Below are 25,922 nucleotides of genomic sequence, written 5' to 3'. Positions count from 1 at the left end.
GGCGGGGTCGGTCAGGCCTTCACTTTGAAACCGTCGGCGTACTTGGCCGGGTCCTTGCCGTCCCAGACCACGCCGTCGATGAATTTCGCGCTGCGCATGTCCGACTTGGGCAGCGACGTTTTGGTGGCTTCTGCTGCCTGCTTGTAGATATCAATGCGGTTCACTGCCTTGGCCACGGCGAGGTAGTCGGGGTGGCTCTTGAGAAGGCCCCAGCGCTTGTGCTGGGTGAGGAACCACATGCCGTCGCTCAGGTACGGGAAGTTGACCGATCCGTCGTTGAAGAACTTCATGTGATCGGGATCGTCCCAGGTCTTGCCCATACCGTTTTGGTAGCGACCAAGAATGCGCTGGTTGATCGCATCCACGCCGGTGTTCACGTACGAACGCTGCGCAATGGTTTCGGCCATCTTCAGCTTGTTCTGCAGGCCGGCGTCGATCCACTTGCTGGCCTCCAGGATCGCTGCCGTGACTGCGCGTGCCGTGTTCGGGTTCTTTTGCACGAACTCGGCCGAAGTGCCCAGTACCTTCTCGGGATGGTCCTTCCACACATCCTGAGTGGTGTTGGCGGTGATGCCGATGCCGTCCATGATGGCGCGGTGGTTCCAGGGCTCGCCCACACAGAAGCCGTCCATGTTGCCCACGCGCATGTTGGCAACCATTTGCGGTGGAGGCACCACAATGGCGCGCGCGTCCTTGAACGGGTCGATGCCGGCGCTCGCCAGCCAGTAGTACAGCCACATTGCATGGGTACCGGTGGGGAAGGTTTGCGCAAATGTGTACTCGCGCTTCTCAGTCGCCATCAACTTGGCCAGTGAGGGGCCATCCACGGCGCCCTTTTCGGCCAGCTTCTTTGACAGCGTGATGGCCTGACCGTTGTGGTTCAGATTCATCAGCACGGCCATGTCTTTCTTCGGACCCGAGGTACCGAGCTGAAGCCCATAGATCAGGCCGTACAACACATGGGCAAAGTCCAGTTCACCGTTGACCAGCTTGTCGCGCACGCCGGCCCAACTGGCCTCTTTGGTGGGCACGATCTTCACGCCGTATTTCTTGTCGATACCCAGCTCGGCTGCCATCACCACGCTGGCGCAGTCGGTCAGCGGGATGAAGCCGATCTTCACTTCCGTCTTCTCTGGGGCATCCGACCCTGCGGCCCACACGCCGTGATGACCCAGGGTGGAGAACAGGGCCGCCGTACCCACGGCGCCGCCTTTGATCAGGAAGTCCCGGCGCGACGCTGCAGGTGCACTCTGCACAGGGGCTGTGACGTTCGTGGGGGTGATTTCTGCGGTCATGTGCAAACTCCTGGATGAAGAAAAATCGCGAGTCCAAACAAGAACGGCGCCCATTTCCGGGCCTGCATTGCAAGCTGGAAATGGACGCCGTTGTCCTGTGTCTGGGAAGACTTCGGGGTCGGTGCCGCCATTGGCACCTCCCGTTTGCCAAAAATAAAGCATGGAGCGTGCCAGCCAATCGTCTCTGGCCAGGTAGTTGAACCAGTTGTTTGATTTTGAAAGAAAAAATTTCGCTGGCCAGCGCAGAAGTCCCCTCTTTGGCATGCATCGCTGACGATTTCCATGCCCGACCAGGCGTCAGATTGGTGCGGCGGGATCTTCAGGCACGCTTCTTGTGCGCCGCAGCATCGCGACGACGGAGTTTGCGCTCAGCGCGGCCCCTCAGGCAACACGTCGGCCATCGCCAGGACTGCGTCGGCTACCTCAATGAGCCGACGGTTCTGGTTCATGGCCATCTGGCGCATCATCTTGTGGGCCGCTTCCTCACTCAATTTGCGATGTGCCATGAGCAGACCCTTGGCGCGTTCGATCACCTTGCGCTCATTGAGGCTGGCGCGCACCGTGTCCAGTTCATCGCCCATGGTCTGCAGTCGGTGTGCCTGTTCCTGGACCAGCTCAAGAATGGAGCGCTCCAGGTGCAGACCAAAGCCCTGCGTCGCCATGCCCAGCGCGGGATTGCCGGGGGTGGGTGCCGCGTCTTCGAAGAAGGACATGCCATCGGTGCCGGACGGAGGTGCCGCACTCAAGGCGTTGTAGGCCGTCAGATCGGCATTGGCTGCGGCCACCTTTTCCTGGCAGACCTGCAGCAAGTCGCCGGCCACGCGCTCCTCCACCGCTTTCATGCTGTCCATGCGCCGGCTGCAGCAGTCGAACCAGGTCTGGCTCAGGCTGGCATCAAGGGCGGTGCCATGGCTGGCGGTGCACAGGATGCGGCGCATGCGCTCCAGTTCGGCCAGGGTGGTGCTTTCCTGGCTCTGCCTCCACAGGGTTTCCACCTCGGCACTGGCGAAATCCACAAACACCTGCAGGCAGCGCTCCTGTGACTCGATCAGGTGCAGCAGGCGCTGCTGTTCGCCGGCGTCCGCCCGCCCGGTGACGAACAGCGCCGAACCCACTGCGCGCTCCTGCCCTGCAAATTCCTTGCCCTGCATGAAGTTGAACAGGGCCACCAGCAAGCGCGACACCTCCGGGTCGGTGGCGCTGTCGGCGGCCTCGAACACCACGGCCAGCAGGCCGGTGACCAGGCGCGCATAGGCGTCGGTGGCCTGGCGGGAGGTCCAGCTCAGCGATTCGACACGCTGGCGCAGGCCGGGCAGGGCTTCCAGTCCGTGCAGCACATAAGCGATGCGGCTGTACAGACGCGCTCCGTTGCCGGTGGGCGTGGCGCTGGTGTCCATGCAGTCCAGGCAGGCGCGCAGCTCGGCCTCGATCTGCTGGCACTCGGTAATCTGTTGCGCCCGGGCCTCGGTGAAACGCGCGCCTTGCGAGCCCAGCACCAAATTGGACAGTCCCCGCTCGCGCTGCAACCCATGCACCAGGCGCCCGGTCACGTTCACAAGCGCGCTTGTGCGCGCCAGCTGTTGCAGCTCGTCGATTTCGCAGCGTTTGGCTGCGACCAGGAAGTGAAGGCCCGATTTCATTGGGAAAGGCGTTGTCGTCGGAGGAGACATGGGAATCCTGCAGCAACAAACATGCCGCACATCCAATACGTGATTGTGCCGCCCCGTACACTCCCGCCATGCGAATTCTGGGCATCGAATCCTCCTGTGATGAAACCGGCGTGGCCCTGGTCGATGCCAGCGGCACCGCCACGCCCCGCTTGCTGGGACATTCGCTGCACAGCCAGATCGAGATGCACCAGGCCTATGGCGGCGTGGTGCCCGAGCTGGCCAGCCGCGACCACATTCGGCGCGTGCTGCCCCTGACCGACGCCGTGCTGGCCCAGGCAGGCCTCAGCTTGAAGGATGTGGATGCCGTGGCCCACACCCGAGGGCCGGGCCTGGCCGGCGCGCTGCTGGTGGGCTCCGGCGTGGCCTGTGCGCTCGGCTTCGCACTGGGCAGGCCCGTGCTGGGGGTGCACCATCTGGAGGGTCATTTGTTGTCGCCCTTTCTCAGTGCCGATCCGCCCGAATTCCCCTTTGTGGCGCTGCTGGTGTCTGGCGGGCACACCCAGCTCATGCGCGTGGACGGGGTGGGGCGCTACGAACTGCTGGGCGAGACCATCGACGACGCGGCCGGCGAAGCCTTTGACAAGTCGGCCAAGCTGCTGGGCCTGGGCTATCCCGGAGGACCGGCGCTGGCCAGGCTGGCCCAGGAAGGGGGCGACGAGGTGTTCCGTTTTCCCCGGCCCCTGCTGCACAGTGGCGATCTCGATTTTTCATTTGCCGGTCTGAAGACTGCGGTGCTCACCCAGGTGAAGCGGCTGGCGCAGGCGCACCCCGATGGACCGGCCACCACCCATCTGGCCGATCCCTTGAGCCACCAGCAACGTGCCGACGTGGCCGCCAGTGCTCAGGCGGCCATCGTGGACGTGCTGGTGAAAAAATCCCTGTCCGCGATCGACGCCACCGGCCTGAAGCGCCTGGTGGTGGCTGGTGGGGTTGGCGCCAACACCCGCTTGCGCGAGCAACTCGGTGCCGCCTGCCGTCAGCGCGGGGTGCGCGTGCACTACCCCGAACTGCACTTGTGCACCGACAACGGCGCCATGATTGCCCTGGCCGCCGGCATGCGTTGGCAGGCGGGCTTGGGCCATGCCAAGTCGGCGGATCAGCCGTACGCGTTTGACGTCAAACCGCGCTGGAGCCTGGCCGAGTTGTCGGGCCGCTGAGCGCCCGCCCTGTGCCAATAGGGGCATCGGGTGTCGTTACCTGTGGTGGCGCTACTGAGTCATTAATTGCACTAATCCCGCCCATCCGGTGAAAAACCGCACGGCGGTGCACCCGCGCTCACCTTTAAGCTCCGCAGGCCGTTAAGGCAAGGCTGAGCAAGTCTCTTGGGCCGCCACTCGGGACTTCTTCAGCATCGCCTTAGACCTGCGAACGCCCACGCGACCGATGGTGAGGTGGGCGTTCTGATTCATCAATCTCAGGAACCCCCAATGAAAGCTGCCATGGACCGCCGCCACTTTTCTCACAGCCTGCTGGCCTCTGCCCTGGTGGCCACGGGGTTGCTTGCCGGTTGTTCGGGCGTTCCCGACACCATCAAGATCGGTGTCGCCCAACCGCTGAGTGGTTCACTGGCCGAGCTGGGGCAGGACCTGCTCAACGGAGTCACGCTGGCGGTGGAAGAGCTCAACAAACAAGGCTTCAAGGTCGACGGCAAACCCGTGATGCTCGAAGTGGTGTCGCTGGACGACAAAGCCGATCCGGCTACTGGCAAGGCCGTGGCCCAGCAACTGGTGGATGCGGGTGTGGTCGCCGTGATCGCCAACCTGAACTCGGGCGTGAGCATCGAAGCCGCACCCGTCTATGCGGCCGCCAATGTGGCCCAGATCGCGATCTCCACCAACCCCCGCTATACCGAGCTGGGCTTTGACACCACGTTGCGCATGGTCGCCAACGACAACCTCCAGGCCAGGGCCATGGGGGCCTACGCGGCCGGCCTGGCCGGCGCCACCCGCTACGCGGTGCTCGACGAAGGCACCACCTATGGCAAGGGCCTGGCTGAAGGCGCTGCCAAACGGCTGAAAGAGCTGAACAAGGAAGTCACCGTGCGCCAGTCATTTGACGGCACCACCGTGGCATTCGACGAACTGGCCGCCCAGTTGAAGGCAGACAAGACCAATGTGGTGGTGTCCATGCTCAACGACTTCCAGGCCATCGCACTGCTGGAGGCCCTGGTCAAGGTGGGGCATACCGACGTGCATCTGGTGGGTGGTGACACGATCAAGACCACGGCGATGATCAAGGCAGCCGGGCTGATCAACCAGATTTCCGCCACCTCGCCTGTGCTGAACGCCTCCGAATTTGGCTCCGGCCCGAAGTTTGTGGCCAGCTACCAGGAACGTTTCAAGCAGCCCGTGGCTTACGGGGCCCACTACAGCTACGACAGCACCTATGTGCTCGCCGGCGCCATTCGGGCGGCCAAATCGGCAGACCGCAAGAAGGTGCTGGCTACGTTGCGCAGTCTGGAAGGCTACGCGCCTGTGACCGGAACCATGCGGTGGGATGCCAAAGGCGAACAGAGCTTTGGTGCCGTGGGCATCTACCAGCTGCGTGGCGACGATTGGAAGCTGAAGAGCCGCTCGTCCAACTGGTGATCGACCATTGACCAGGCAGGGCGAACGGCGGGCCACCGGTCTGCAATGTCGGTCCCTGCCTTGATCGCGACACCCCTGAGAGATCAGGGTATGCCGGTCTGGGATGATTGCAGGGTGGCCAGGGCTGGCGGGTGGGCCATGGCTGCATCTGCCTGGTGCTGCGCGCAACGCACTACACTACCCGCCCATGTCGCCAATGCGACACCTTGGAAAACCAGGGGTGTGCCACCCAGCGGGTGGGGCGCGAACATTCACAGACCGGTCTCACTTTTCATGCAGCTATCCATCGCTACCCGCCGTTTATTTCTTGCACTCGCGCTGAGCCTCACCGCCTCTGCCGTGATGGCTCAAGCCTCTGCACCTGCTGCCGCACCCATCCGCATCGGCATGATCGAAGGCCTTTCAGGGCCCTTCGCGAACACGGGTGAAGCCGTCTACCGCAACTTGGTCTGGGCCACCGAGCGGGTCAACGCACGTGGCGGCGTGAAGCTGCCCGGCGGCAACCGCCCTCTGGTCATCGAGCGTTTTGACAGCAAGGGTCAGACCGAGGAAGCACTTTCCGCGCTGCGTTCGGCGATTGATCGCGACATCACCATCGTGACCCAGGGCAACAGCTCCGCCGCAGCCGCTGGCCTGATCGACGCCATCGGAAAACACAACGGACGCGAAACCGACAAGCAAGTGCTGTTCCTCAACTATTCGGCGGTGGACCCCGTGCTCACCAACGAAAGATGCAGCTACTGGCACTTCCGGTTCGACGCCCATGCCGACATGCGCATGACCGCTCTCATGAGCGTGCTGAGCGAAGACAAAGGGGTGAAAAGCATCTACCTCATCGGGCAGGACTACAGCTTTGGCCAGGCCGTGTTGCGCGAAGCGCGCAACCAGCTAACAGCCAAACGGCCCGACGTGAAGATCGTGGGCGACGAACTGCACCCCATGGCCCGGATCAAGGACTTCCTGCCTTATGCCACCAAGATCAAGGCCAGTGGTGCGCAGGCGGTGCTCACCGGCAACTGGGGCAACGACCTCACTCTGCTGGTGAAGGCGGCGCGCGAAGTGGGCTTTGACGGCACCTTCTACACCTTCTATGGCAACGCGCTGGGTGCTCCGGCTGCCATGGGAGACGCCGGCATCGGCAAGGTGATCGCCGTGGCCGACTGGTTCCCCAATGTGCCCACCCCCGAATCGCAGGCCTTCTACGCGTCCTTCCGCCAGCGTTTTCCCAACCCGGCCGATGATTACGTGCACATGCGCATGCAGCTCATGATCGAGTCGCTCGCACAGGCCATCGAACGCGCTGGGGCCAAGGATGGCGCCATCAACGCAGCGGCCATTGCGGCCCAACTGGAAAAGGCCGAAGTCACCCTGGCCGGCCAGACCGCCCGCATGCGCGCCGCCGACCACCAGTTCCAGCAGCCGCTGGCCGTGGCGGTCATGGACAGGCAGGGCACACCCGGTACCCGTTTCGATGTCGAAGGCTCGGGCTACGGTTTTCGTGTGATCCGTCAGCTCAGCCCCCAGCAGGCCGAGCAGCCACACAGCTGTAACATGCAGCGGCCTTGAATCTGGAATCGGCGTTGAACCTAAAAACCGCAGTTGACCGCGCTCTATCCGCTGGAAATGTCCGTGAACACTAAGAATCTTGACCACGAAGGGGCTCGCCTGATGGGTGAGGGCGCTACAGACCCGATTGAACCGCCAGGGAGCACGCTGGCGGCGTTGCTCCTCCTTACGGGCAGAAGCCCGCTGCGTCGTCGCGCCTTGCCAGCCCACTCCCTGACGGCCCACTCGGGTCCGTCCAATTGCAGTTTTTAGGTTGAACAAGCCCGCAACGGGCAGGAGTGTTTTGATGCGGGATGTGGTGACCCAACTGGCCGAATCGCGCATCCGCGAAGTGGCCAATGAAGGGCTGGGGCGCAACGGCGTGCTCAAGTTCTGGTTTGGCGAAAGCGATGAAGTCACGCCCGATTTCATCCGCGATGCAGCAATCGCGTCCCTCCAGGCCGGCGAAACTTTCTATGCCCACAACCTGGGGCTGGCCGAACTCCGGTCGGCGATCGCCACCTACACCGAAGATCTGCATCCCGGGCGCGGCACAGACCACTGGTTTGAACGCCTCGCGGTGACCTCCGGCGGGGTCAACGGACTCATGCTGGCCAGCCAGATGCTCGTTGACGCGGGTGACGAAGTGGTGGTGGTGACACCGGTGTGGCCCAACCTAGTGGCTCAGCCCCGGATCATGGGCGCGAAAGTGAAGGCGGTGCCCTTGCGTGTGGTTGCCCAAGGGGCTGACACGGGTGCCTGGGCACTGGATGTCGATGCCTTGCTCGCCAGCATCACGCCGTCCACACGCATGCTCATCCTGAACGCTCCGAACAATCCCACCGGCTGGACGCTCACCCGCAGCGAACAAGCCACCATCTTGGCGCATTGCCGCCGCACCGGTACCTGGATCGTGGCCGACGAGGTTTACGAGCGGCTTTACTACGCGGGCGATACCGGCAATGGCGCGGCCAGCAGTTTTCTCGACGTTGCCGAACCCGACGACCGCCTCATCGTGGCGCACAGTTTTTCAAAAAGCTTTCTGATGACCGGCTGGCGCCTGGGCTGGCTGGTGTTGCCTGCCACGCTCACACGCGAAGTGGCCAAACTCATCGAATTCAACACATCCTGCGCGCCGGTCTTCGTGCAGCGCGCAGCGGTGGCGGCCATGCAGCGCGGCGATGAGGTGACACCCGCACTGGTGGCCCATCTGAAGGCCTGTCGCGACACGTTGGTGCCCCTGCTGCAAGCCGTGCCCGGCGTCAGGCTGGCCCAGCCCAAAGGGGGCATGTACGCCTTCTTCAGCATCGACGGTCAACCCGACTGCCTGAACGTGGCCAAGCGGCTGGTGCGTGAAGCAGGGCTGGGTCTGGCGCCTGGCAGCGCCTTTGGCACGGAAGCGAGCGGCTGGCTGCGCTGGTGTTTCGCCAGTCGCGATCTGGAGCGGCTGGAGGAGGGCGTGCAGCGGCTGGCAGGGTGGCTGGACAAGGCCTGAACAGGCCCTACCTCAACCCCTCCGCCAGCGCCTCAAAGACCACCCGTATCCTTCGCGCCGTGCGCAGCTCGCGGTGGCTGACCAGCCAGATCGGAAAACGAACGGGAGGCACCTCGTTGAGCACTTGCACGATGCCGGGCGTCCTTCGGGCGATCTCATCCATCATGGCGCCGATGCCCAGACCCTGCTGCACCAGCGCCCAGTGGGCCACCGAGTGTTCGGCGTAGCTGCTGAAACTGGCCTCCGTCACGGGCAGGCCATGCGCCTGCAAGTACCCCAGGTACTGGCCGGTTCTGTCGGCGCCGACGAAGGGCAGGGTGGCGGCCTCGGCGGCCGTGCGGGGGTGGCCGTGGGTGCGCACCCAGTCTTCGGCCACATAGAAGCTGGCGGTCGCTTCGCGCACCAGTCGCGCAATCAGTTCGGGCTGCTCGGGTTTGACGTGGCGGATCGCAATGTCCGCTTCGCGTCGCAGCAGGTCGCTCAGGGCGTTGGATGCAATCACTTCGATGGCAATGCCGGGTTCCTCTTCCTTCAGGCGCTGCACCAAGGGCGGCAGCAGGAAGGCGGCCACCGCGTCGCTGGCCGACACCGACACCACACCGCCCACCGCCTGTGAACGCCCGCTGGCGGCTAGGCTCAGGGCGTCAGCGGCCGCGCCCATCGCACGCGCGTGTTCCAGCAGATCGAGCCCGGTGGTGGTGAGTGCCATGGTCTTTCCCACCCGTTCGAACAGGGTCACTCCCAGGCCTTGCTCAATGGCGGCCACCTGCCGGCTCAGGGTGGGCTGTGTCAGGCCAAGCTTGCGGGCCGCAGCCGACAGCGAGCCGGTCTGAGCGGTTTCCAGAAAGGCCCTGAGCTGGTTCCAGTCGATGTGTCTCATGCAAAAACGTATATGTGGGCTGCAATTTACCGCAGTTCCCTGCAGGTCTGCGCATGGATAGCATGGCGCCTGCTGTTTTCAGTTGTCACCTGTTCATCCCATCCGCCATGCCCCACCCGTCGTCCGCCGCCGCCTCTGCCGCGTCTCCCGCCCTTTCGCCCGCCAGCACTGCCTTGGCCCGCAAGGCCCGTTTCTGGGACCGCATTGCGCGCAAGTACGCAGCCGACCCGATTGCCGACCCGGCAGGCTACGAGGCCACATTGCAGCGGGTGAAAGACCTGCTGACGACCGACCTTGATGTGCTGGAAATCGGCTGCGGAACCGGCAGCACCGCGCTGCGACTGGCGCCGCACACCCGTCGCCTGCTGGCCACGGACGTGTCGGCCGAGATGATCGCCATCGCCCGCGAGAAGGTTGCGGTCCAGCCCTTCCCGCAATTGAGCTTTGCGGTGGCCGACGCCGACGCGCCGGTGTTCGGCCAGGGCACCTGGGACGCCGTGCTGGCCTTCAACCTCCTGCATCTGGTCGACGACCTGGACCGTGCCATCAGCGCAGCCGTGCAGGCGCTGCGGCCCGGCGGCCTGTTCATCTCCAAGACCGCCTGCCTCAACGAGATGAATCCGCTGGTGCCTCGCGTGCTCCTGCCGATCATGCGCGCCATCGGCAAGGCGCCTCAGGTGCTCTGCTTTGACGCCGCGCATCTGCAGGCTGCCCTGGTTCGCCAGGGCCTGTACGTCGAGGCGGTCGAACGCCATGGCACGAAAGGCAAGGACCCCCGCGTCTTCATCGTCGCCCGCAAGCCGCTGGCCTGAGCCCCCAAACCATTCTCCGCTGGGCACTGTGCCCGGTTTTGTCGCGCCTGCTCAGGCCGGGCGTGCGAGCGCACGCCTGGGCTGGACGCGCTGGACCGCTCCTATTGACAACATTTTTGCAATGAAAGGAAGCTCAATGAAAAGAAATACCGGTGATTCGATGCCCGGACGCGGGATGCGACCCCCAAACCCTGCCAGATGGTGGCTGATGAGCGCACTGCTGGCGGCCGCCGGGTTGGTGGCCTGTGGCGGAGGTGGCGGAGGCGATGACGAGGGTGGGGCCAGTCCGCCTGGCGATCAGCGTCTGGCTGTCGGTGCAGACAGCCTTGTCGGCGACTGGCTGTCCAGGATCTGTACGCCGGCCGGTACCCGTTCGTTGAAACTGCGCCTGCGGGTCGTGCCGGTGAGCGACAACGCCATCTCCTACAGCCAGACCTTTGTCCGCTATACCAGCGGGGACTGTTCGGGCGCTGGCACGGCCGACGCCAGAAGCACGCCGCTGGGCATGGTCACGTTCTCCCGCTCGGATGCCAGTGCCAGGGCGGCGGCGAACTGGGGTCTCTGGGTGCTCCCCAACGGCGTGCAGAGCGGGGCCATCTGGGGCAAGAAGGGCGGGGACGGCACGCTCTGCATTGGTGCGACGGATCGCGCCTTCACGGGCCTTGAAACCCTCACCGCCGTCTCGTCGTGGATGAATTTGTCAGACACCAGTTGCTACGACAAGTTGTGATCTGCCCCAGGTGCCTGGTCGGGACCCATGTGACTGGATGTGGCGCCGCGCCGCCATCGCGCTATAATGCGCGGTTGCTACTGGCCCGGCTTCGCTGGGTGGGTGGCATTCACGCCCGTTGCGGCGGCCGGCTGCGGACCTGTTCCGCAGGATCTGCCTGCTGCGACGGGACGCAAGTACCTTAAGCAGGAAATTCAATGATCGAACAATCCGTCAAAGCCGCTGTCATCGCGGAAAACGCTCGCGCCGCCAACGACACCGGCAGCCCAGAAGTGCAGGTCGCCATCCTGACCGCACGCATCAACGAACTCACCCCTCACTTCAAGACCCACGCCAAAGACCACCACGGTCGCCGTGGTCTGCTGCGCATGGTGAGCCGTCGTCGCAAACTGCTGGATTACCTCAAGTCCAAGGACGCACAGCGTTACCTTGCGCTGATCGCGAAACTGGGTCTGCGCAAGTAACTTGAACCCGGTTTGACACGCAAAACGCCTGAGTTGGTTCGCTGGCTCGGGCGTTTTTTGCTTATTGATCCACTTTTTTGATTCCGGAGCAGCGATTGCAGAGCGAAGCTGTGTCATTCCAAAGGGGTTGTGTGCCGTGTGGCACCTGGCCAGCCCTTCTGGAATGGCATCGTGTTCTGGATTGATGTTTCCGGGTTTTGTGCAGTCCATCTGCACGTGTCGTTTTCCGTCTGGTGACGGAAATCAATCCAGGAGATAACCATGACCATGTTCAACAAAGTTACGAAGAGCTTCCAGTGGGGGCCGCACAAGGTCACCATGGAAACCGGCGAAATCGCGCGCCAGGCCACCGGCGCCGTGCTGGTCAACATCGACGACACCGTGGTGCTCGCCACCGTGGTCGCCAAGACCGAAGCCAAGGCCGGCCAGGACTTCTTCCCCCTGACGGTGGATTACACCGAGAAGTCGTACGCCGCCGGCAAGATTCCCGGCAGCTTCTTCAAGCGCGAAGGCCGCCCCAGCGAGCTCGAAACGCTGACCTGCCGCCTGATCGACCGCCCCATCCGTCCCCTGTTCCCCGAAGGCTTCTACAACGAAGTCCAGGTGATTGTGCACGTGGTAAGCCTGAACCCCGAAGTGCAGGCCGACATTGCTGCGATGATCGCCACCTCGGCCGCGCTGTCCGTCAGCGGCATCCCATTCAACGGCCCCATTGGCGCCGCCCGCGTGGGCTATGTGAATGGTGAATACGTGCTCAACCCGGGCCAGACCCAGCTGAAAGACAGCAAGCTCGACCTGGTGGTCGCCGGCACCGAAGCGGCCGTGCTGATGGTGGAGTCCGAAGCCGACCAGCTGTCTGAAGAAATCATGCTGGGCGCCGTGGTGTTCGGCCACGAGCAAGGCAACATCGCCATCGCCGCCATCAACGAGCTGGTGCGTGACGCTGGCAAGCCGGCATGGGACTGGCAGCCGCCTGCCAAGGACGAGCCGCTGATCGCCAAGATCGACGAACTGGCCAAGGCCAAGCTCGAAGCCGCCTACCAGATCCGCAACAAACAGGCCCGCACCCAGGCCTGCCGCGCTGCCTATGCCGACGTGTTCGCTGCCCTGAAGGCCGAGGGCGTGGCCTTTGACAGCGTGGCCATCGAATCCCTGCTGTTCGAGATCGAAGCCAAGATTGTGCGTGGCCAGATTCTGGCTGGCGAACCCCGCATCGATGGTCGCGACACGCGTACCGTGCGCGCCATCGAAATCCGCAACGGCGTGTTGCCCCGCACCCACGGCTCGGCCCTGTTTACGCGGGGTGAAACCCAGGCGCTGGTGGTGGCCACGCTGGGTACCGACCGTGACGCGCAGCGTATCGACGCGCTGGCTGGCGATTTCCAGGACAACTTCATGTTGCACTACAACATGCCTCCCTTCGCCACCGGTGAGGCCGGCCGTTTCGGCACGCCCAAGCGCCGCGAGATCGGCCACGGCCGCCTGGCCAAGCGCGCGCTGATCGCCGCACTGCCCAGCAAGGAAGACTTCCCTTACACCATGCGTGTGGTTTCGGAAATCACTGAGTCCAACGGTTCGTCTTCCATGGCTTCGGTTTGCGGCGGCTGCCTGGCCCTGATGGATGCGGGTGTGCCCATGAAGGCCCACGTGGCCGGTATCGCCATGGGTCTGATCAAGGAAGGCAACCGCTTCGCCGTGCTGACCGACATCCTGGGTGACGAAGATCACCTGGGCGACATGGACTTCAAGGTCGCCGGTACCACCAACGGCATCTCGGCCCTGCAGATGGACATCAAGATCCAGGGCATCACCAAGGAAATCATGCAGGTGGCGCTGGCCCAGGCCAAGGAAGCCCGCATGCACATCCTGGGCAAGATGCAGGAAGCCATGGGCGAAGCCAAGACAGAAGTGAGCAGCTTCGCACCCAAGCTGTTCACCATGAAGATCAACCCCGAGAAGATCCGTGACGTGATCGGCAAGGGCGGCGCCGTCATCCGCGCACTGACCGAAGAGACCGGCTGCCAGATCAACATCGACGAAGACGGCACCATCACCATCGCATCCGCAGACAGCGCCAAGGCGGACGAAGCCAAGCGCCGCATCGAGCAGATCACCGCAGAAGTGGAAATCGGCAAGGTCTACGAAGGCCCAGTCACCAAGATTCTCGACTTCGGCGCGCTCATCAATCTGCTGCCCGGCAAGGACGGCTTGCTGCACATCAGCCAGATCGCCCACGAGCGCGTGGAAAAGGTGACCGACTATCTGACCGAAGGCCAGATCGTTCGCGTCAAAGTGCTGGAGACCGACGAAAAAGGTCGCGTGAAATTGTCGATGAAGGCACTGGCCGAGCGCAGCGTGGGCGAAACCCCGCAGCAGCAGCCTCAGTCCTGATTCATGACAATGGCAGGTATGAAAGCCGTCGAGATCAGTGCATACGGTGCACCCGAGGTGTTGCGCATGGCCGAGCGGCCCATGCCGGTGCCTGCGGTGGGCGAGGTGCTGATTCGCGTGAGCGCGTCGGGCGTGAACCGCCCTGATGTGCTGCAGCGCACCGGCAATTACCCGGTGCCGCCGGGCGCCTCCGATATTCCGGGTCTGGAAGTGGCCGGTGTGATCGAGTCCGGCGACGAGGCTGCGATGGCCTCGGCCGGGTTCAAGGTGGGTGACCGGGTCTGTGCCCTGGTGGCTGGTGGTGGTTATGCGGCCTATTGCGTGGCACCGGTCGAGCAGTGCCTGCCCGTGCCGGAGGGGCTGGACGATACCGCAGCGGCCTCACTGCCGGAGACTTTCTTCACGGTCTGGAGCAACGTGTTTGATCGGGCCCGGCTTCAGGCCGGTGAGACACTGTTGGTTCAGGGCGGCACCAGCGGCATTGGTGTCACGGTCATCCAGATTGCCAAGGCACTGGGCGCGCGCGTGATTACCACCGCCGGCAGCGACGAAAAATGCGCGGCTTGCCTGGTGCTCGGCGCCGATCACGCCATCAACTACAAGACGCAGGACTTCGTTCGTGCCGTGGCCGACCTCACCGATGGTCAGGGTGTCAACGTGGTGCTGGACATGGTGGCGGGCGCTTACGTGGCGCGCGAACTCGATTGCCTGGCCGAAGACGGTCGTCTGGTGATCATTGCGGTGCAGGGTGGCGTGAAGGCAGAGATCAACGCCGGCATGGTGCTGCGGCGTCGCCTGACCATCACGGGCTCCACCTTGCGCCCACGCCCTGTGGCTTTCAAGGCGGCCATTGCCCGCTCGCTTCGTGAGCGGGTGTGGCCGTTGCTGTCCAGCGGCGCGATCAAACCGGTGATTCACCAGGTGTTTCCAGCAGAACAAGCGGCAGCCGCCCACGAACTGATGGAGTCGAATCGTCACATCGGCAAACTGGTGCTGTCATGGTCCTGAGCGGACGTGACTTTGCTGTGGAGCATTCCAAATGAAAAAACTCATTGCAGGCAACTGGAAAATGAATGGCTCACTGGTCGCGAACGAAGCGCTGGTGAGCGCCATGCTCAGCGGGATGGGCTCGGAAGAGCCCGTGGCCGATCTGGCTCTGTGTGTGCCGGCGCCCTATCTTGCCCAGCTGCAGCATTTGCTCAAAGGTGCGAAGCTCGCCCTGGGCGCGCAGGACGTGTCCGCGCATGAACAGGGTGCCTACACCGGCGAGGTGAGCGCCGCCATGCTGCAGGATTTTGGCTGCCGCTACGCCATCGTCGGTCATTCGGAGCGTCGCCAGTACCACGGTGAAACCGATGCGCTGGTCGCCACCAAGGCCCAGCGGGCGCTGGCTGCGGGTATCACGCCGATTGTCTGTGTGGGCGAAACGCTGGCTGAGCGGGAAGAGGGGCATACCGAAGAGGTGGTCAAGCGCCAGCTGGCAGCGGTCATCCATACGGTTGCACATTGCACCAGCGAAATTGTGGTCGCCTACGAACCCGTCTGGGCCATTGGCACCGGCAAGACCGCTTCACCTGAGCAGGCGCAGCATGTGCATTCGGTGCTGCGCACCCAACTGGCTGCCGCTACCGAGCATCCTGAGCGGGTGCGGATTCTTTATGGCGGCAGCATGAATGCTTCCAATGCCGCGAGCCTGCTGTCGCAACCCGATATCGACGGTGGTCTGATTGGTGGTGCTTCTCTCAAGGCGCCCGATTTTTTGAGTATTGCAGCGGCCGCCCGCTGAAGCCCTTATTCCCTGCGCTTCCGTTGGTGGCGCACAGTTTCTGGAGTTGAAGATGAACGTAGTGTTGACCATTCTTTTGACGGTGCAGATCTTGTCGGCCCTGGTCATGATCGGATTGATCCTGATGCAACATGGCAAAGGTGCTGACGCCGGTGCGGCCTTCGGCGGCGGTGGTGCGGGATCGGCCAGCCTCTTTGGTGCTTCGGGTGGTGCGAACTTCCTGTCGCGGTCCACCGGCGTGCTGGCTGCCGTGTTTCTGATCTGTACCCTGGGGTTGGCGTACTTCGGCAATCTGCGCGAGGCGCCAACAAGTTCGGGCAGTGTGCTCGAAGGCGTCGTGGTGCCATCGCAGCAGATTCCAGGCGTGGGTGATGCGCCACCTGCGAGCGATGTTCCCGCTCCCGCAGCCCCTGCCAGTCCAGCCGCTGCTCCCGATGCGGGCGCCGCACAGATCCCGGGCAAATAAGCAGGGCCTTCAAGGTACGGACCTTGCGTGATGTGAGGTCCTTCACAGCCCTTGCGGTCACGCTGCAAGTGGCGCACCCATCGAGTTAAAAAGCCCGGCACCTCCCAAAAAGAGGGGGTGTTTCAGGGTAAACTCTATGAGTTGTCAGCAAGGCGCACACGTTTCCTCGTGCGCCAGCAATGCAGACCCAGCCGACGTGGTGAAATTGGTAGACACGCTATCTTGAGGGGGTAGTGGCGAAAGCTGTGCGAGTTCGAGTCTCGCCGTCGGCACCAATCTTAGGCAAACATGGCGCCCAGCCATGTCAGTGGACATACCCAAGATGAGTCTCGATCAGTACCTCCCCGTGCTTCTCTTCATACTGGTCGGCATTGCCATTGGGATCATTCCCCAGGTCCTGGGTTACATCCTTGGCCCCAATCGGCCAGATGCAGAAAAAAACTCCCCCTATGAGTGCGGCTTCGAGGCTTTCGAAGACGCCCGCATGAAGTTTGACGTGCGCTACTACCTGGTAGCGATTCTCTTCATTCTGTTCGACCTCGAGATTGCTTTTCTGATTCCTTGGGCGGTGGCCTTTTCGGACATCGGCATGACCGGCTTCTTGGCGGGTGTGGTCTTTCTTGCCATTTTGACGGTGGGTTTCGCCTACGAGTGGAAGAAGGGTGCACTGGATTGGGAATGAGTGTGAACAAGACGGGTCAAAGCTTCGGAGCGGTACATGATTGAAGGCGTATTCAAGGAAGGTTTTGTCACCACCAGCTACGACTCGGTGGTGAACTGGGCCAAGACCGGCTCGTTGTGGCCCATGACCTTTGGTCTGGCCTGCTGTGCGGTGGAAATGATGCACGCGGCCGCGGCGCGCTACGACATCGGGCGATTTGGTTCCGAGGTGTTTCGGGCCAGTCCGCGCCAATCCGATCTGATGATCGTGGCCGGCACGCTGTGCAACAAGATGGCGCCCGCCTTGCGCAAGGTGTACGACCAGATGGCCGAGCCACGCTGGGTGCTGTCCATGGGTTCCTGTGCCAATGGCGGTGGCTATTACCACTACAGCTATTCCGTGGTGCGCGGCTGCGACCGCATCGTTCCGGTCGACGTCTATGTGCCCGGGTGCCCTCCGACGGCGGAAGCGCTGCTCTACGGCATCATTCAGTTGCAACAGAAGATCCGTCGCACCAACACCATTGCGCGTGCCTGAGCGCCGTTGCAACGGCCCTGTCCAAGAAAGACGGTTTTCATGAGCGAGATTGCTGTAAATCCGGAAATGTTGAAGGCTGTACTGGCCGAGGCTCTGGGCGAGCGCGCCCAGGCCATTCACGTGGAGCGCGAAGAGCTGACGCTCACCGTGGATGCTGCCGAATACCTGTCGGTGATGCAGCAGCTGCGCGATGCGCCGGCGCTCCGTTTCGAGCAGTTGATCGATCTGTGCGGCATGGACTATTCCACCTACGGCGATGGTCGCTGGGAAGGTCCCCGCTTTGCAGCGGTTGTGCACCTGCTTTCGGTCACGCACAACCATCGCGTTCGCGTGCGTGTTTTCTGCAGTGAAGACGATTTCCCTGTTCTGTCATCGGTCACATCGATCTGGGCCGCTGCGAACTGGTACGAGCGCGAAGCATTCGACCTTTATGGCATCGTTTTCGAAGGTCACGACGACCTGAGGCGAATCCTCACCGACTACGGTTTCATTGGCCATCCGTTCCGCAAGGACTTCCCTCTCTCCGGCCACGTGGAAATGCGCTACGACGCCGAGCGCCAGCGGGTGATCTACGAACCGGTCACCATCGAGCCGCGCGAAGTCACACCGCGTGTGATCCGTGAAGACAACTACGGAGGCCTGCACTGAAATGGCCGAAATCAAGAACTACACGCTGAACTTCGGTCCACAGCATCCCGCTGCTCACGGCGTGCTTCGCCTGGTGCTCGAACTCGACGGCGAGGTCGTGCAACGAGCCGACCCGCACATCGGACTGCTGCACCGCGCCACCGAAAAGCTTGCCGAACACAAGACCTTCATCCAGTCGCTGCCGTACATGGATCGACTGGACTACGTCTCGATGATGTGCAACGAGCACGCCTACTGCCTAGCCATCGAGAAGCTCCTGGGCATTGAAGTGCCCATCCGTGCGCAGTACATCCGCGTGATGTTCAGCGAAATCACGCGCCTGCTCAACCACCTGATGTGGCTGGGTTCACATGGCAACGACTGCGGCAGTTCCACCATCCTCATCTACGCTTTCCGCGAGCGCGAAGACCTCTTCGACATGTACGAGGCGGTGTCTGGTGCTCGCATGCACGCAGCGTACTTCCGCCCGGGCGGCGTGTACCGCGACCTGCCTGACAGCATGCCGCAGTACCAGCACAGCAAGATCCGCAACGCGCGTGCCATGTCGGAAATGAACGCCAACCGCCAGGGTTCCCTGCTGGACTTCATCGACGACTTCACCCAGCGCTTCCCGACCTACCTGGCCGAGTACCACACGCTGCTCACCGACAACCGCATCTGGAAGCAGCGCACCGTGGGCATCGGTGTGGTCACGCCCGAGCGCGCGCTCAACCTGGGCATGACCGGCCCGATGCTGCGGGGCTCCGGCATTGCCTGGGACCTGCGAAAGAAGCAGCCGTACGACGTGTACGACCGCATGCAGTTCGACATTCCTGTGGGCAAGACGGGCGACACCTACGATCGCTACCTGGTGCGCATGGAGGAAATGAAGCAGTCCAACCGCATCATCAAACAATGCGTGGACTGGCTGCGTGTGAATCCCGGCCCGGTGATCACCGACAACCACAAGGTGGCGCCGCCTTCGCGCGAATCCATGAAGTCGAGCATGGAAGAGCTGATCCACCATTTCAAGCTCTTCACCGAAGGTTTTCATGTGCCCGAGGGCGAAGCCTATGCGGCGGTGGAGCACCCCAAGGGTGAGTTCGGCATCTACCTGGTGAGCGACGGCGCGAACAAGCCCTACCGCCTGAAGATTCGTGCGCCCGGCTTTGCGCACCTGTCTGCCATGGACGAGATGGCCACAGGCCACATGCTGGCCGATGCCGTCGCCATCATCGGGACCATGGACATTGTTTTTGGAGAGATTGACCGATGACATCCGTCCATCAACCCGTGAGGTCGCCTTTGCTGTCCGAAGAGACCTTGCAGCGTTTCGCGCGTGAGGTGGCGAAGTACCCGCCGGATCAGGCGCAGTCGGCCGTCATGGCCTGCCTGGCCATTGCCCAGCACGAGCACGGGTTCGTCAGCCTCGAAGCTGAGAAGGCGATCGCCGAGTACCTGGGCATGGCGCCCATGGCCGTGCATGAGGTGACGACCTTCTACAACATGTACAACCAGCGCCTGGTGGGCAAGTTCAAGCTCAACGTGTGCACCAACCTGCCTTGCCAGCTGCGCGATGGCGGCAAGGCCCTGGCCTACCTGGAAGAGAAGCTGGGTATCACCATGGGCGAAACGACGCCCGATGGCATGTTCACCCTGCAGCAAAGTGAATGTCTGGGTGCGTGCGCCGATTCACCCGTGATGCTGGTCAATGACCGCCACATGTGCAGCTTCATGAGCCATGACAAGCTCGACCAGCTCATCGAAGGCTTGAGCGCTTCGGAGGGCAAGGCATGAACGCCGAACAGGTGATCTCCCAGTTTCGCGCCACCGGCGTGCAAACCTGTTTTCACGACCGCCACATCAACCCCCAGATCTATGCCGGGCTGGATGGCAGCAACTGGTCGCTCAAGGACTACGTGGCCCGTGGTGGCTACCAGGCCCTGCGGAAGATCCTGGGGCAGGATGGCGGCGAAGGCTTGACGCAGGACCAAGTCATCGCAACGGTCAAGGAGTCTGCGCTGCGCGGACGTGGCGGCGCTGGTTTCCCGACCGGGCTCAAGTGGAGCTTCATGCCACGCCAGTTTCCGGGCCAGAAGTACCTGGTGTGCAACTCCGACGAAGGCGAGCCGGGTACCTGCAAAGACCGCGACATCCTGTTGTACAACCCGCACATCGTCATCGAAGGCATGGCGATCGCCGCCTATGCCATGGGCATTTCGGTGGGTTACAACTACATCCACGGCGAAATCTTCGAGGCGTACGAGCGCTTTGAGGCCGCACTGGAAGAAGCCCGTGCCGCAGGGTACCTGGGTGACAAGCTGCTCGGCAGCGACTTCAGCTTCCAGCTGCATGCCTTTCATGGCTTTGGTGCCTACATCTGCGGCGAAGAAACCGCCTTGCTCGAATCGCTGGAAGGCAAGAAGGGCCAGCCCCGCTTCAAGCCGCCGTTCCCGGCCAGCTTCGGCCTTTATGGCAAGCCCACCACGATCAACAACACCGAGACGTTTGCGGCGGTGCCCTGGATCATCCGCAATGGTGGTCAGGCCTACCTGGAGTGTGGCAAGCCCAACAACGGTGGCACCAAGATCTATTCGGTCAGCGGTGACGTGGAATTGCCGGGCAACTACGAAGTACCCATGGGCACGCCCTTCTCTAAGTTGCTGGAACTCGCTGGCGGCGTGCGCAAGGGGCGCCAGCTCAAGGCGGTGATTCCCGGGGGCTCTTCGTCCCCGGTGCTGCCGGCGCACATCATGATGGACTGCACGATGGACTACGACTCCATCGCCAAGGCCGGCTCCATGCTGGGCTCTGGCGCGGTGATCGTGATGGACGATTCGCGATGCATGGTCGAATCCCTGAAGCGCTTGTCCTATTTCTACATGCACGAGAGCTGCGGGCAGTGCACGCCCTGCCGTGAAGGCACGGGCTGGCTCTGGCGTCTGGTAGACCGCATTCATCGGGGCGAAGGTCGTCCTGCCGACATGGCCTTGCTGGACAACGTGGCCGAGAACATCATGGGCCGCACCATCTGCGCACTCGGCGATGCAGCCGCCATGCCGGTGCGCGCCATGATCAAGCATTTCAGGCCCGAGTTCGAGGCCATGATCCGGGCCGACGCTGGTGCAAAGCCAGTGGCTCCGGCAGCGGTCTGACATCGACATCGGAAAACAACATGGTTGAAATCGAACTCGACGGCAAGAAGGTGGAAGTACCGCCAGGCAGCATGGTCATGCATGCGGCCGAGAAGGCCGGCACCTACATCCCCCACTTCTGCTATCACAAGAAGCTGTCCATTGCAGCCAATTGCCGCATGTGTCTGGTGGACGTGGAGAAGGCGCCGAAGCCCATGCCCGCCTGTGCCACGCCGGTGACGCAGGGCATGATCGTGCGCACCAAGAGCGACAAGGCCATCAAGGCCCAGCAGTCGGTGATGGAGTTTCTGCTCATCAACCACCCGCTGGATTGCCCCATCTGCGACCAGGGCGGCGAGTGCCAGTTGCAGGATCTGGCTGTTGGCTATGGCAGCTCGGGCTCGCGCTATGAAGAAGAGAAGCGCGTCGTGTTCCACAAGGACGTGGGCCCACTGATCTCGATGGAAGAGATGAGCCGCTGCATCCATTGCACCCGATGCGTGCGCTTTGGCCAGGAAGTCGCCGGCGTGATGGAACTCGGCATGTCACATCGCGGCGAACACGCCGAGATCGAGACATTCATCGGCGACACGGTGGACTCCGAGCTCTCGGGCAACATGATCGATATCTGCCCGGTCGGTGCGCTCACCAGCAAACCCTTCCGGTATCAGGCGCGCACCTGGGAATTGTCGCGGCGAAAGTCCGTGAGTCCCCACGACTCCACCGGTGCCAACCTCATCATCCAGGTGAAAAACCACAAGGTGATGCGCGTGGTTCCCCTGGAAAACGAGGCCGTCAACGAGTGCTGGATCGCTGATCGCGATCGCTTCTCTTACGAAGCTGTCAACAGCGAAGATCGCCTGACCGCGCCCATGCTGAAGCAGGGCGGTGAGTGGAAAACGGTGGACTGGCAGACGGCCCTGGAGTACGTGGCCAACGGACTCAAGCAGGTCAAGACCGATCACGGCGCCGACGCCATCGGTGTGATCGCCAGTCCCCACAGCACGGTTGAAGAGCTGGCTCTGGCCGGTGCTTTTGTGCGTGGTCTGGGATCGGAAAACATCGACTCCCGTTTGCGGCACGCGGACTTCGACAACCACGCAGCTGCAGGCAACGCCCGCTGGCTGGGCATGCCCATCGAGGCCTTGTCGGGCCTGCAGCGCGTGCTGGTGGTGGGATCGAATCTTCGCAAGGACCATCCCTTGTTCGCCCAGCGCATCCGTCAAGCAGCGCGCAAAGGCGGTGTGGTTCACCTGCTGAACGACAACTCCCCCGATTGGGCCATGCCCGTGGCGCAGCGCATCGTCAACGACAGCCGTCAGTGGGTGAATGAACTCGCTGGTATCGCTGCGGCCGTTGCGGTTGAAGCGGGCGTTCAGGCGCCAGTGAGTGTCGAAGACGTGCGAGATGAAGCCCGTGCCATTGCCAAGTCGCTGCTGAGTGGCGAGCGCAAAGCCGTGTTGCTGGGCAATGCGGCTGCTCATCACGAAAAGGCGGCCAGCCTGCTGTCGCTGGCCAACTGGATCGCTCAGCAAACGGGCGCCGCAGTGGGTTACTTGAGTGAAGCAGCCAACACCGTTGGCGCACAGCTGGTGGGCGCCCTGCCCGGGCACAGTGGCCTGAACGCTTCACAAATGCTGGGCGGCGCGCTCAAGGCCGTGCTGCTGCTGAACACCGAACCCTTTCACGACGCAGCCGCTTCGGCAAAAGGCCTGGCGACGGCGGGGATGGTCGTCACCTTGAGCCCCTTCAAGACCAACCTCGATGTGAGCGATGTGCTGTTGCCCATCGCGCCCTTCACCGAGACGTCGGGTTCGTTCGTCAACGCCGAAGGACGCCTGCAGAGTTTCCATGCCGTGGTCAAGCCGCTGGGTGAGACCCGGCCTGCATGGAAGGTGTTGCGGGTGCTGGGCAATCTGATGGGGCTGAGCGGCTTTGATGCCGATTCTTCACAGGCGGTGCTCGCCAAGGCATTGCCAGGCGTGGCCTCTGGTGCCTTTGTGGATGCCACACACCTGGACAACACCGGCAACGTGGTGCCCGATCTGGCGCCCGCAGCACGCGTTCCTTGCGTGGCCTCGATTTACCAGCTCGATGGTCTGGTGCGCCGCGCGCCTGCTTTGCAAAGCACGGCCGACGGACGCGACGGCAAAGTCACGGCGGGAGAGGTGGCAGCATGATCGATGCGATGTACAACGGTGGTCTGGGACTGATTGCAGCGCCCTGGTGGACGACGGCCGCTTGGCCCGTGCTGTGGAACCTGATCAAGATCGTGGCGGTGCTGGCGCCGCTGATGGGCGCCGTGGCCTACCTCACCCTCTGGGAGCGCAAGCTGCTGGGCTTCATGCAGGTGCGCCATGGTCCCAACCGTGTGGGCCCGTTTGGTCTGCTGCAGCCAATTGCCGATGCGGTCAAGCTGCTGACCAAGGAAATGATTCGCCCCACGGCGGCCAGCAACGGGCTGTTTCGCCTGGGCCCCATCATGGCCATCATGCCGGCGCTGGCCGCGTGGGTGGCGGTACCCTTCGGGCCCGATGCCATTCTGGCCAATGTGAATGCGGGGCTGTTGGTGATTCTGGCCATCACCTCGATCGAGGTGTATGGCGTGATCATTGCGGGCTGGGCGTCCAACTCCAAGTACGCCTTCCTGGGCGCGCTGCGTGCGTCGGCCCAGATGGTGAGCTACGAGATCGCCATCGGCTTCTGCTTCCTGGTGGTGGTCATGACCGCCGGCAGTCTGCACCTGGGCGAAATCGTGGCTTCGCAGTCGCGTGGCATGGCCGCCGACGTGGGTCTGAATTTCCTGTCGTGGAACTGGCTGCCACTGCTGCCCATCTTTGTGGTGTACCTGATCTCCGGCGTGGCCGAAACCAATCGCCACCCATTCGACGTGGTCGAGGGTGAGGCAGAAATCGTGGCCGGCCACATGGTGGAGTACTCCGGCATGGGCTTTGCCATCTTCTTCCTGGCCGAATACGCCAGCATGTGGCTGGTGTCCATCCTGGGTGTGCTGATGTTCCTGGGAGGCTGGTTGCCACCGGTGGACAGCGCCGTCTTCAACTGGGTGCCCGGCTGGATCTGGCTGGGTCTCAAGACCTTCGTGGTGGTGTCCATGTTCATCTGGATCCGTGCCACCTTCCCGCGCTTCCGGTACGACCAGATCATGCGTCTGGGCTGGAAGATTTTCATTCCCGTGACCCTCATCTGGTTGCTGCTGGTTGGCGGCCTGATGCAGACGTCCTGGAATCTCTGGAAATAAGCAGGGCGATCGATATGTCCATTTCTACCGCCACCACGGCCGCATCGCCTGCGGTTGTCGCACCGTTCTCGTTCCGGGATTTTTTCAAGAGCTTTTTGCTGGTTGAACTGGTCAAGGGCATGGCCCTGACCGGGCGATATGCCTTGCGCCGCAAGGTCACGGTGCAGTTTCCGGAAGAGAAGACACCGTTGTCGCCACGCTTTCGAGGCTTGCACGCCCAGCGCCGCTATGAAAACGGCGAGGAACGCTGCATTGCCTGCAAGCTGTGTGAGGCCGTTTGCCCGGCCGTGGCCATCACCATCGAATCCGACCAGCGCGAAGATGGCACCCGCCGCACCACGCGCTACGACATTGATCTGACCAAGTGCATCTTCTGCGGCTTCTGCGAAGAAGCCTGCCCGGTGGATGCGATCGTGGAGACCCACATTCTCGAATACCACGGTGAAAAGCGGGGCGACCTCTACTTCACCAAAGAGATGCTGCTGGCCGTCGGCGACCGATACGAGCCGGAGATCGCTGCAGCCAAGGCCGCAGACGCCAGATACCGTTGATCGTTCAGCGATACCACACCCCGCGAAATCGCCCAACGCATCCAGCCAGACCCCCTCCATGGACTACCAGACCGGCTTCTTTTATCTGTTCGCGGCCGTGCTGCTTTTTGCAGCCTTCCGCGTGATCACTGCCCGCAATCCCGTGCACGCGGTGCTGTTCCTGATGCTGGCCTTTTCGCAGGCGGCTGCGCTCTGGCTGTTGCTCAAGGCCGAGTTTCTGGGCATCACGCTGGTGCTTGTCTACCTTGGGGCGGTGATGGTGCTGTTCCTTTTCGTCGTGATGATGCTCGACATCAACATGGACTCGGTGCGTCAGGGTTTCTGGAAACACTTTCCGCTCGCCGCGATTTTGAGTGCCCTGGTCGCTGCCGAACTCATTGCTGTGCTCTGGGCCGGTTTTCCTTCCGTGTCCGCCAGCCCGGATGCCGCCGGTGTGGGTGTCAACGCTGCCGGCTATTCCAATACGCGTGAACTGGGACTGTTGCTCTACAGCGAGTACCTGTATCCGATTGAAGTGGCTGCAGTGATTCTGCTCGTGGCCATGATCGCAGCCATTGCGCTGACCCTGCGCCAGCGCAAGGACAGCAAGGCCATCAACCCCGGTCTGCAGGTGCATGTGCGCGCCAGCGACCGCCTGGTGGTGCTGCCTATGGCCGCCACCCAAAAACAGGCGCCTGCCTCAGACGCAGCCGCCACCGAGGAGGGCAAGGCATGAGCCTCACGCTGGGACATTTTCTTTCTGTCGGTGCGATCCTGTTCACCCTGTCGGTGATCGGCATTTTCCTGAACCGCAAGAACCTCATCGTGCTGCTCATGGCGATCGAGCTGATGCTGCTCGCCGTGAACATGAACTTCGTGGCGTTCTCGCATTTCCTGGGTGACATGCACGGCCAGGTCTTTGTGTTCTTCATCCTGACGGTGGCCGCTGCCGAATCGGCCATTGGTCTGGCGATCCTGATGCTGCTGTTCCGCAACAAGTCGTCCATCAGCGTCGAAGAAATCAACACCCTCAAGGGTTGAAGCCCGATCCA

The 25,922-nt window shown here is 62.6% G+C and carries 25 protein-coding genes and 1 tRNA gene; 23 read left to right on the top strand and 3 right to left on the bottom strand.

Annotated features, from left to right (window positions below; all coding sequences use genetic code 11):
* Positions 1-11 precede the first annotated feature (11 nt).
* Entirely contained in the window at positions 12-1,295 is a 1,284-nt protein-coding gene (locus J2W49_RS24805; RefSeq protein WP_310322348.1) for a CmpA/NrtA family ABC transporter substrate-binding protein, read from the bottom strand.
* A 368-nt stretch (positions 1,296-1,663) separates the two neighbouring features.
* Positions 1,664-2,935 carry a nitrate- and nitrite sensing domain-containing protein gene (locus tag J2W49_RS24800; protein WP_310322346.1) on the bottom strand — a complete coding sequence of 424 codons (1,272 nt, stop codon included), beginning with the start codon at positions 2,933-2,935 and terminating at the stop codon, positions 1,664-1,666.
* 98 nt (positions 2,936-3,033) lie between these two features.
* Here J2W49_RS24800 and tsaD point away from each other — a divergent pair, with 98 nt between their 5' ends.
* The 4 genes from tsaD to J2W49_RS24780 all read left to right on the top strand — a co-directional run bounded on the left by tsaD (position 3,034) and on the right by J2W49_RS24780 (position 8,593).
* Positions 3,034-4,122, top strand: coding sequence for a tRNA (adenosine(37)-N6)-threonylcarbamoyltransferase complex transferase subunit TsaD (gene tsaD / locus J2W49_RS24795; protein WP_310322344.1), 1,089 nt, complete (start codon positions 3,034-3,036; stop codon positions 4,120-4,122).
* Between the two features lie 270 nt (positions 4,123-4,392).
* Positions 4,393-5,553, top strand: a complete 1,161-nt coding sequence (locus tag J2W49_RS24790; protein ID WP_310322341.1) for a branched-chain amino acid ABC transporter substrate-binding protein — start codon at positions 4,393-4,395, stop codon at positions 5,551-5,553.
* Between the two features lie 273 nt (positions 5,554-5,826).
* Entirely contained in the window at positions 5,827-7,119 is a 1,293-nt protein-coding gene (locus tag J2W49_RS24785; RefSeq protein WP_310322339.1) for a branched-chain amino acid ABC transporter substrate-binding protein, read from the top strand.
* Between the two features lie 286 nt (positions 7,120-7,405).
* Positions 7,406-8,593, top strand: coding sequence for a pyridoxal phosphate-dependent aminotransferase (locus J2W49_RS24780; RefSeq protein ID WP_310322338.1), 1,188 nt, complete (start codon positions 7,406-7,408; stop codon positions 8,591-8,593).
* A 7-nt stretch (positions 8,594-8,600) separates the two neighbouring features.
* Here J2W49_RS24780 and J2W49_RS24775 read toward each other — a convergent pair whose 3' ends face one another.
* A complete protein-coding gene (locus J2W49_RS24775) occupies positions 8,601-9,473 on the bottom strand; it encodes a LysR family transcriptional regulator (protein ID WP_310322336.1) in 873 nt (290 codons plus the stop codon).
* A 107-nt stretch (positions 9,474-9,580) separates the two neighbouring features.
* On the opposite strand from J2W49_RS24775, the gene J2W49_RS24770 reads away from it, so the two are divergent.
* From J2W49_RS24770 to nuoK, 19 genes are all read left to right on the top strand, one after another.
* Positions 9,581-10,285 carry a class I SAM-dependent methyltransferase gene (locus J2W49_RS24770; protein ID WP_310322334.1) on the top strand — a complete coding sequence of 235 codons (705 nt, stop codon included), beginning with the start codon at positions 9,581-9,583 and terminating at the stop codon, positions 10,283-10,285.
* A 208-nt stretch (positions 10,286-10,493) separates the two neighbouring features.
* Positions 10,494-11,015, top strand: coding sequence for a hypothetical protein (locus J2W49_RS24765; protein WP_310322331.1), 522 nt, complete (start codon positions 10,494-10,496; stop codon positions 11,013-11,015).
* Between the two features lie 197 nt (positions 11,016-11,212).
* Positions 11,213-11,479 carry a 30S ribosomal protein S15 gene (gene rpsO / locus J2W49_RS24760; protein WP_310322329.1) on the top strand — a complete coding sequence of 89 codons (267 nt, stop codon included), beginning with the start codon at positions 11,213-11,215 and terminating at the stop codon, positions 11,477-11,479.
* 261 nt (positions 11,480-11,740) lie between these two features.
* Positions 11,741-13,870, top strand: coding sequence for a polyribonucleotide nucleotidyltransferase (gene pnp, locus J2W49_RS24755; protein WP_310322325.1), 2,130 nt, complete (start codon positions 11,741-11,743; stop codon positions 13,868-13,870).
* An 18-nt stretch (positions 13,871-13,888) separates the two neighbouring features.
* Entirely contained in the window at positions 13,889-14,878 is a 990-nt protein-coding gene (locus J2W49_RS24750) for an NAD(P)H-quinone oxidoreductase (protein ID WP_310322400.1), read from the top strand.
* A gap of 31 nt (positions 14,879-14,909) precedes the next feature.
* Positions 14,910-15,656 carry a triose-phosphate isomerase gene (gene tpiA, locus J2W49_RS24745; protein WP_310322322.1) on the top strand — a complete coding sequence of 249 codons (747 nt, stop codon included), beginning with the start codon at positions 14,910-14,912 and terminating at the stop codon, positions 15,654-15,656.
* Positions 15,657-15,708: 52 nt separating this feature from the next.
* Positions 15,709-16,122, top strand: coding sequence for a preprotein translocase subunit SecG (gene secG, locus J2W49_RS24740; RefSeq protein ID WP_310322319.1), 414 nt, complete (start codon positions 15,709-15,711; stop codon positions 16,120-16,122).
* A gap of 190 nt (positions 16,123-16,312) precedes the next feature.
* Positions 16,313-16,397, top strand: a tRNA-Leu gene (locus J2W49_RS24735).
* 47 nt (positions 16,398-16,444) lie between these two features.
* Positions 16,445-16,804 carry an NADH-quinone oxidoreductase subunit A gene (locus tag J2W49_RS24730; protein WP_304911539.1) on the top strand — a complete coding sequence of 120 codons (360 nt, stop codon included), beginning with the start codon at positions 16,445-16,447 and terminating at the stop codon, positions 16,802-16,804.
* Positions 16,805-16,840: 36 nt separating this feature from the next.
* On the top strand, positions 16,841-17,320 hold the full coding sequence (locus J2W49_RS24725) for a NuoB/complex I 20 kDa subunit family protein (protein WP_304841957.1): 480 nt from the start codon (positions 16,841-16,843) through the stop codon (positions 17,318-17,320).
* Positions 17,321-17,359: 39 nt separating this feature from the next.
* Positions 17,360-17,968: an NADH-quinone oxidoreductase subunit C gene (locus J2W49_RS24720; protein ID WP_310322314.1), complete on the top strand. Its 609-nt coding sequence runs from the start codon at positions 17,360-17,362 to the stop codon at positions 17,966-17,968.
* Between the two features lies 1 nt (position 17,969).
* Positions 17,970-19,223: an NADH-quinone oxidoreductase subunit D gene (locus tag J2W49_RS24715; RefSeq protein ID WP_310322399.1), complete on the top strand. Its 1,254-nt coding sequence runs from the start codon at positions 17,970-17,972 to the stop codon at positions 19,221-19,223.
* On the top strand, positions 19,220-19,744 hold the full coding sequence (gene nuoE / locus J2W49_RS24710) for an NADH-quinone oxidoreductase subunit NuoE (RefSeq protein WP_405001085.1): 525 nt from the start codon (positions 19,220-19,222) through the stop codon (positions 19,742-19,744). The genes J2W49_RS24715 and nuoE overlap by 4 nt, the downstream gene beginning before the upstream one ends.
* On the top strand, positions 19,741-21,102 hold the full coding sequence (gene nuoF, locus J2W49_RS24705; protein WP_310322312.1) for an NADH-quinone oxidoreductase subunit NuoF: 1,362 nt from the start codon (positions 19,741-19,743) through the stop codon (positions 21,100-21,102). Before nuoE ends, nuoF begins: the two co-directional genes overlap by 4 nt.
* Before the next feature lie 20 nt (positions 21,103-21,122).
* Positions 21,123-23,261 (top strand): NADH-quinone oxidoreductase subunit NuoG, encoded by a 2,139-nt coding sequence (nuoG, locus tag J2W49_RS24700; protein WP_310322311.1) that lies wholly within the window; start codon positions 21,123-21,125, stop codon positions 23,259-23,261.
* Positions 23,258-24,340 (top strand): NADH-quinone oxidoreductase subunit NuoH, encoded by a 1,083-nt coding sequence (gene nuoH / locus J2W49_RS24695; RefSeq protein ID WP_310322310.1) that lies wholly within the window; start codon positions 23,258-23,260, stop codon positions 24,338-24,340. Before nuoG ends, nuoH begins: the two co-directional genes overlap by 4 nt.
* A gap of 14 nt (positions 24,341-24,354) precedes the next feature.
* Positions 24,355-24,891 (top strand): NADH-quinone oxidoreductase subunit NuoI, encoded by a 537-nt coding sequence (gene nuoI / locus J2W49_RS24690; protein WP_310322309.1) that lies wholly within the window; start codon positions 24,355-24,357, stop codon positions 24,889-24,891.
* Positions 24,892-24,949: 58 nt separating this feature from the next.
* Entirely contained in the window at positions 24,950-25,606 is a 657-nt protein-coding gene (locus J2W49_RS24685) for an NADH-quinone oxidoreductase subunit J (RefSeq protein ID WP_310322306.1), read from the top strand.
* Positions 25,603-25,911 (top strand): NADH-quinone oxidoreductase subunit NuoK, encoded by a 309-nt coding sequence (nuoK, locus tag J2W49_RS24680; protein WP_310322304.1) that lies wholly within the window; start codon positions 25,603-25,605, stop codon positions 25,909-25,911. The genes J2W49_RS24685 and nuoK overlap by 4 nt, the downstream gene beginning before the upstream one ends.
* Positions 25,912-25,922: the final 11 nt, after the last annotated feature.

It is taken from the genome of Hydrogenophaga palleronii (assembly GCF_031457455.1).
GTDB classification, from domain to species: domain Bacteria; phylum Pseudomonadota; class Gammaproteobacteria; order Burkholderiales; family Burkholderiaceae_C; genus Hydrogenophaga; species Hydrogenophaga palleronii_A.
Note: the sequence above shows the minus strand (reverse complement) of the source record. Positions and strands in the feature narration are given on the sequence as shown.

What these genes read in the sequence shown, in the direction of transcription:
- J2W49_RS24805 (WP_310322348.1), bottom strand. Translation starts at nt 1,295, where the DNA reads ATGACCGCAGAAATCACCCCCACGAACGTCACAGCCCCTGTGCAGAGT.
- J2W49_RS24800 (WP_310322346.1), bottom strand. Translation starts at nt 2,935, where the DNA reads ATGAAATCGGGCCTTCACTTCCTGGTCGCAGCCAAACGCTGCGAAATC.
- tsaD (WP_310322344.1), top strand. Translation starts at nt 3,034, where the DNA reads ATGCGAATTCTGGGCATCGAATCCTCCTGTGATGAAACCGGCGTGGCC.
- J2W49_RS24790 (WP_310322341.1), top strand. Translation starts at nt 4,393, where the DNA reads ATGAAAGCTGCCATGGACCGCCGCCACTTTTCTCACAGCCTGCTGGCC.
- J2W49_RS24785 (WP_310322339.1), top strand. Translation starts at nt 5,827, where the DNA reads ATGCAGCTATCCATCGCTACCCGCCGTTTATTTCTTGCACTCGCGCTG.
- J2W49_RS24780 (WP_310322338.1), top strand. Translation starts at nt 7,406, where the DNA reads ATGCGGGATGTGGTGACCCAACTGGCCGAATCGCGCATCCGCGAAGTG.
- J2W49_RS24775 (WP_310322336.1), bottom strand. Translation starts at nt 9,473, where the DNA reads ATGAGACACATCGACTGGAACCAGCTCAGGGCCTTTCTGGAAACCGCT.
- J2W49_RS24770 (WP_310322334.1), top strand. Translation starts at nt 9,581, where the DNA reads ATGCCCCACCCGTCGTCCGCCGCCGCCTCTGCCGCGTCTCCCGCCCTT.
- J2W49_RS24765 (WP_310322331.1), top strand. Translation starts at nt 10,494, where the DNA reads ATGAGCGCACTGCTGGCGGCCGCCGGGTTGGTGGCCTGTGGCGGAGGT.
- rpsO (WP_310322329.1), top strand. Translation starts at nt 11,213, where the DNA reads ATGATCGAACAATCCGTCAAAGCCGCTGTCATCGCGGAAAACGCTCGC.
- pnp (WP_310322325.1), top strand. Translation starts at nt 11,741, where the DNA reads ATGACCATGTTCAACAAAGTTACGAAGAGCTTCCAGTGGGGGCCGCAC.
- J2W49_RS24750 (WP_310322400.1), top strand. Translation starts at nt 13,889, where the DNA reads ATGAAAGCCGTCGAGATCAGTGCATACGGTGCACCCGAGGTGTTGCGC.
- tpiA (WP_310322322.1), top strand. Translation starts at nt 14,910, where the DNA reads ATGAAAAAACTCATTGCAGGCAACTGGAAAATGAATGGCTCACTGGTC.
- secG (WP_310322319.1), top strand. Translation starts at nt 15,709, where the DNA reads ATGAACGTAGTGTTGACCATTCTTTTGACGGTGCAGATCTTGTCGGCC.
- J2W49_RS24730 (WP_304911539.1), top strand. Translation starts at nt 16,445, where the DNA reads ATGAGTCTCGATCAGTACCTCCCCGTGCTTCTCTTCATACTGGTCGGC.
- J2W49_RS24725 (WP_304841957.1), top strand. Translation starts at nt 16,841, where the DNA reads ATGATTGAAGGCGTATTCAAGGAAGGTTTTGTCACCACCAGCTACGAC.
- J2W49_RS24720 (WP_310322314.1), top strand. Translation starts at nt 17,360, where the DNA reads ATGAGCGAGATTGCTGTAAATCCGGAAATGTTGAAGGCTGTACTGGCC.
- J2W49_RS24715 (WP_310322399.1), top strand. Translation starts at nt 17,970, where the DNA reads ATGGCCGAAATCAAGAACTACACGCTGAACTTCGGTCCACAGCATCCC.
- nuoE (WP_405001085.1), top strand. Translation starts at nt 19,220, where the DNA reads ATGACATCCGTCCATCAACCCGTGAGGTCGCCTTTGCTGTCCGAAGAG.
- nuoF (WP_310322312.1), top strand. Translation starts at nt 19,741, where the DNA reads ATGAACGCCGAACAGGTGATCTCCCAGTTTCGCGCCACCGGCGTGCAA.
- nuoG (WP_310322311.1), top strand. Translation starts at nt 21,123, where the DNA reads ATGGTTGAAATCGAACTCGACGGCAAGAAGGTGGAAGTACCGCCAGGC.
- nuoH (WP_310322310.1), top strand. Translation starts at nt 23,258, where the DNA reads ATGATCGATGCGATGTACAACGGTGGTCTGGGACTGATTGCAGCGCCC.
- nuoI (WP_310322309.1), top strand. Translation starts at nt 24,355, where the DNA reads ATGTCCATTTCTACCGCCACCACGGCCGCATCGCCTGCGGTTGTCGCA.
- J2W49_RS24685 (WP_310322306.1), top strand. Translation starts at nt 24,950, where the DNA reads ATGGACTACCAGACCGGCTTCTTTTATCTGTTCGCGGCCGTGCTGCTT.
- nuoK (WP_310322304.1), top strand. Translation starts at nt 25,603, where the DNA reads ATGAGCCTCACGCTGGGACATTTTCTTTCTGTCGGTGCGATCCTGTTC.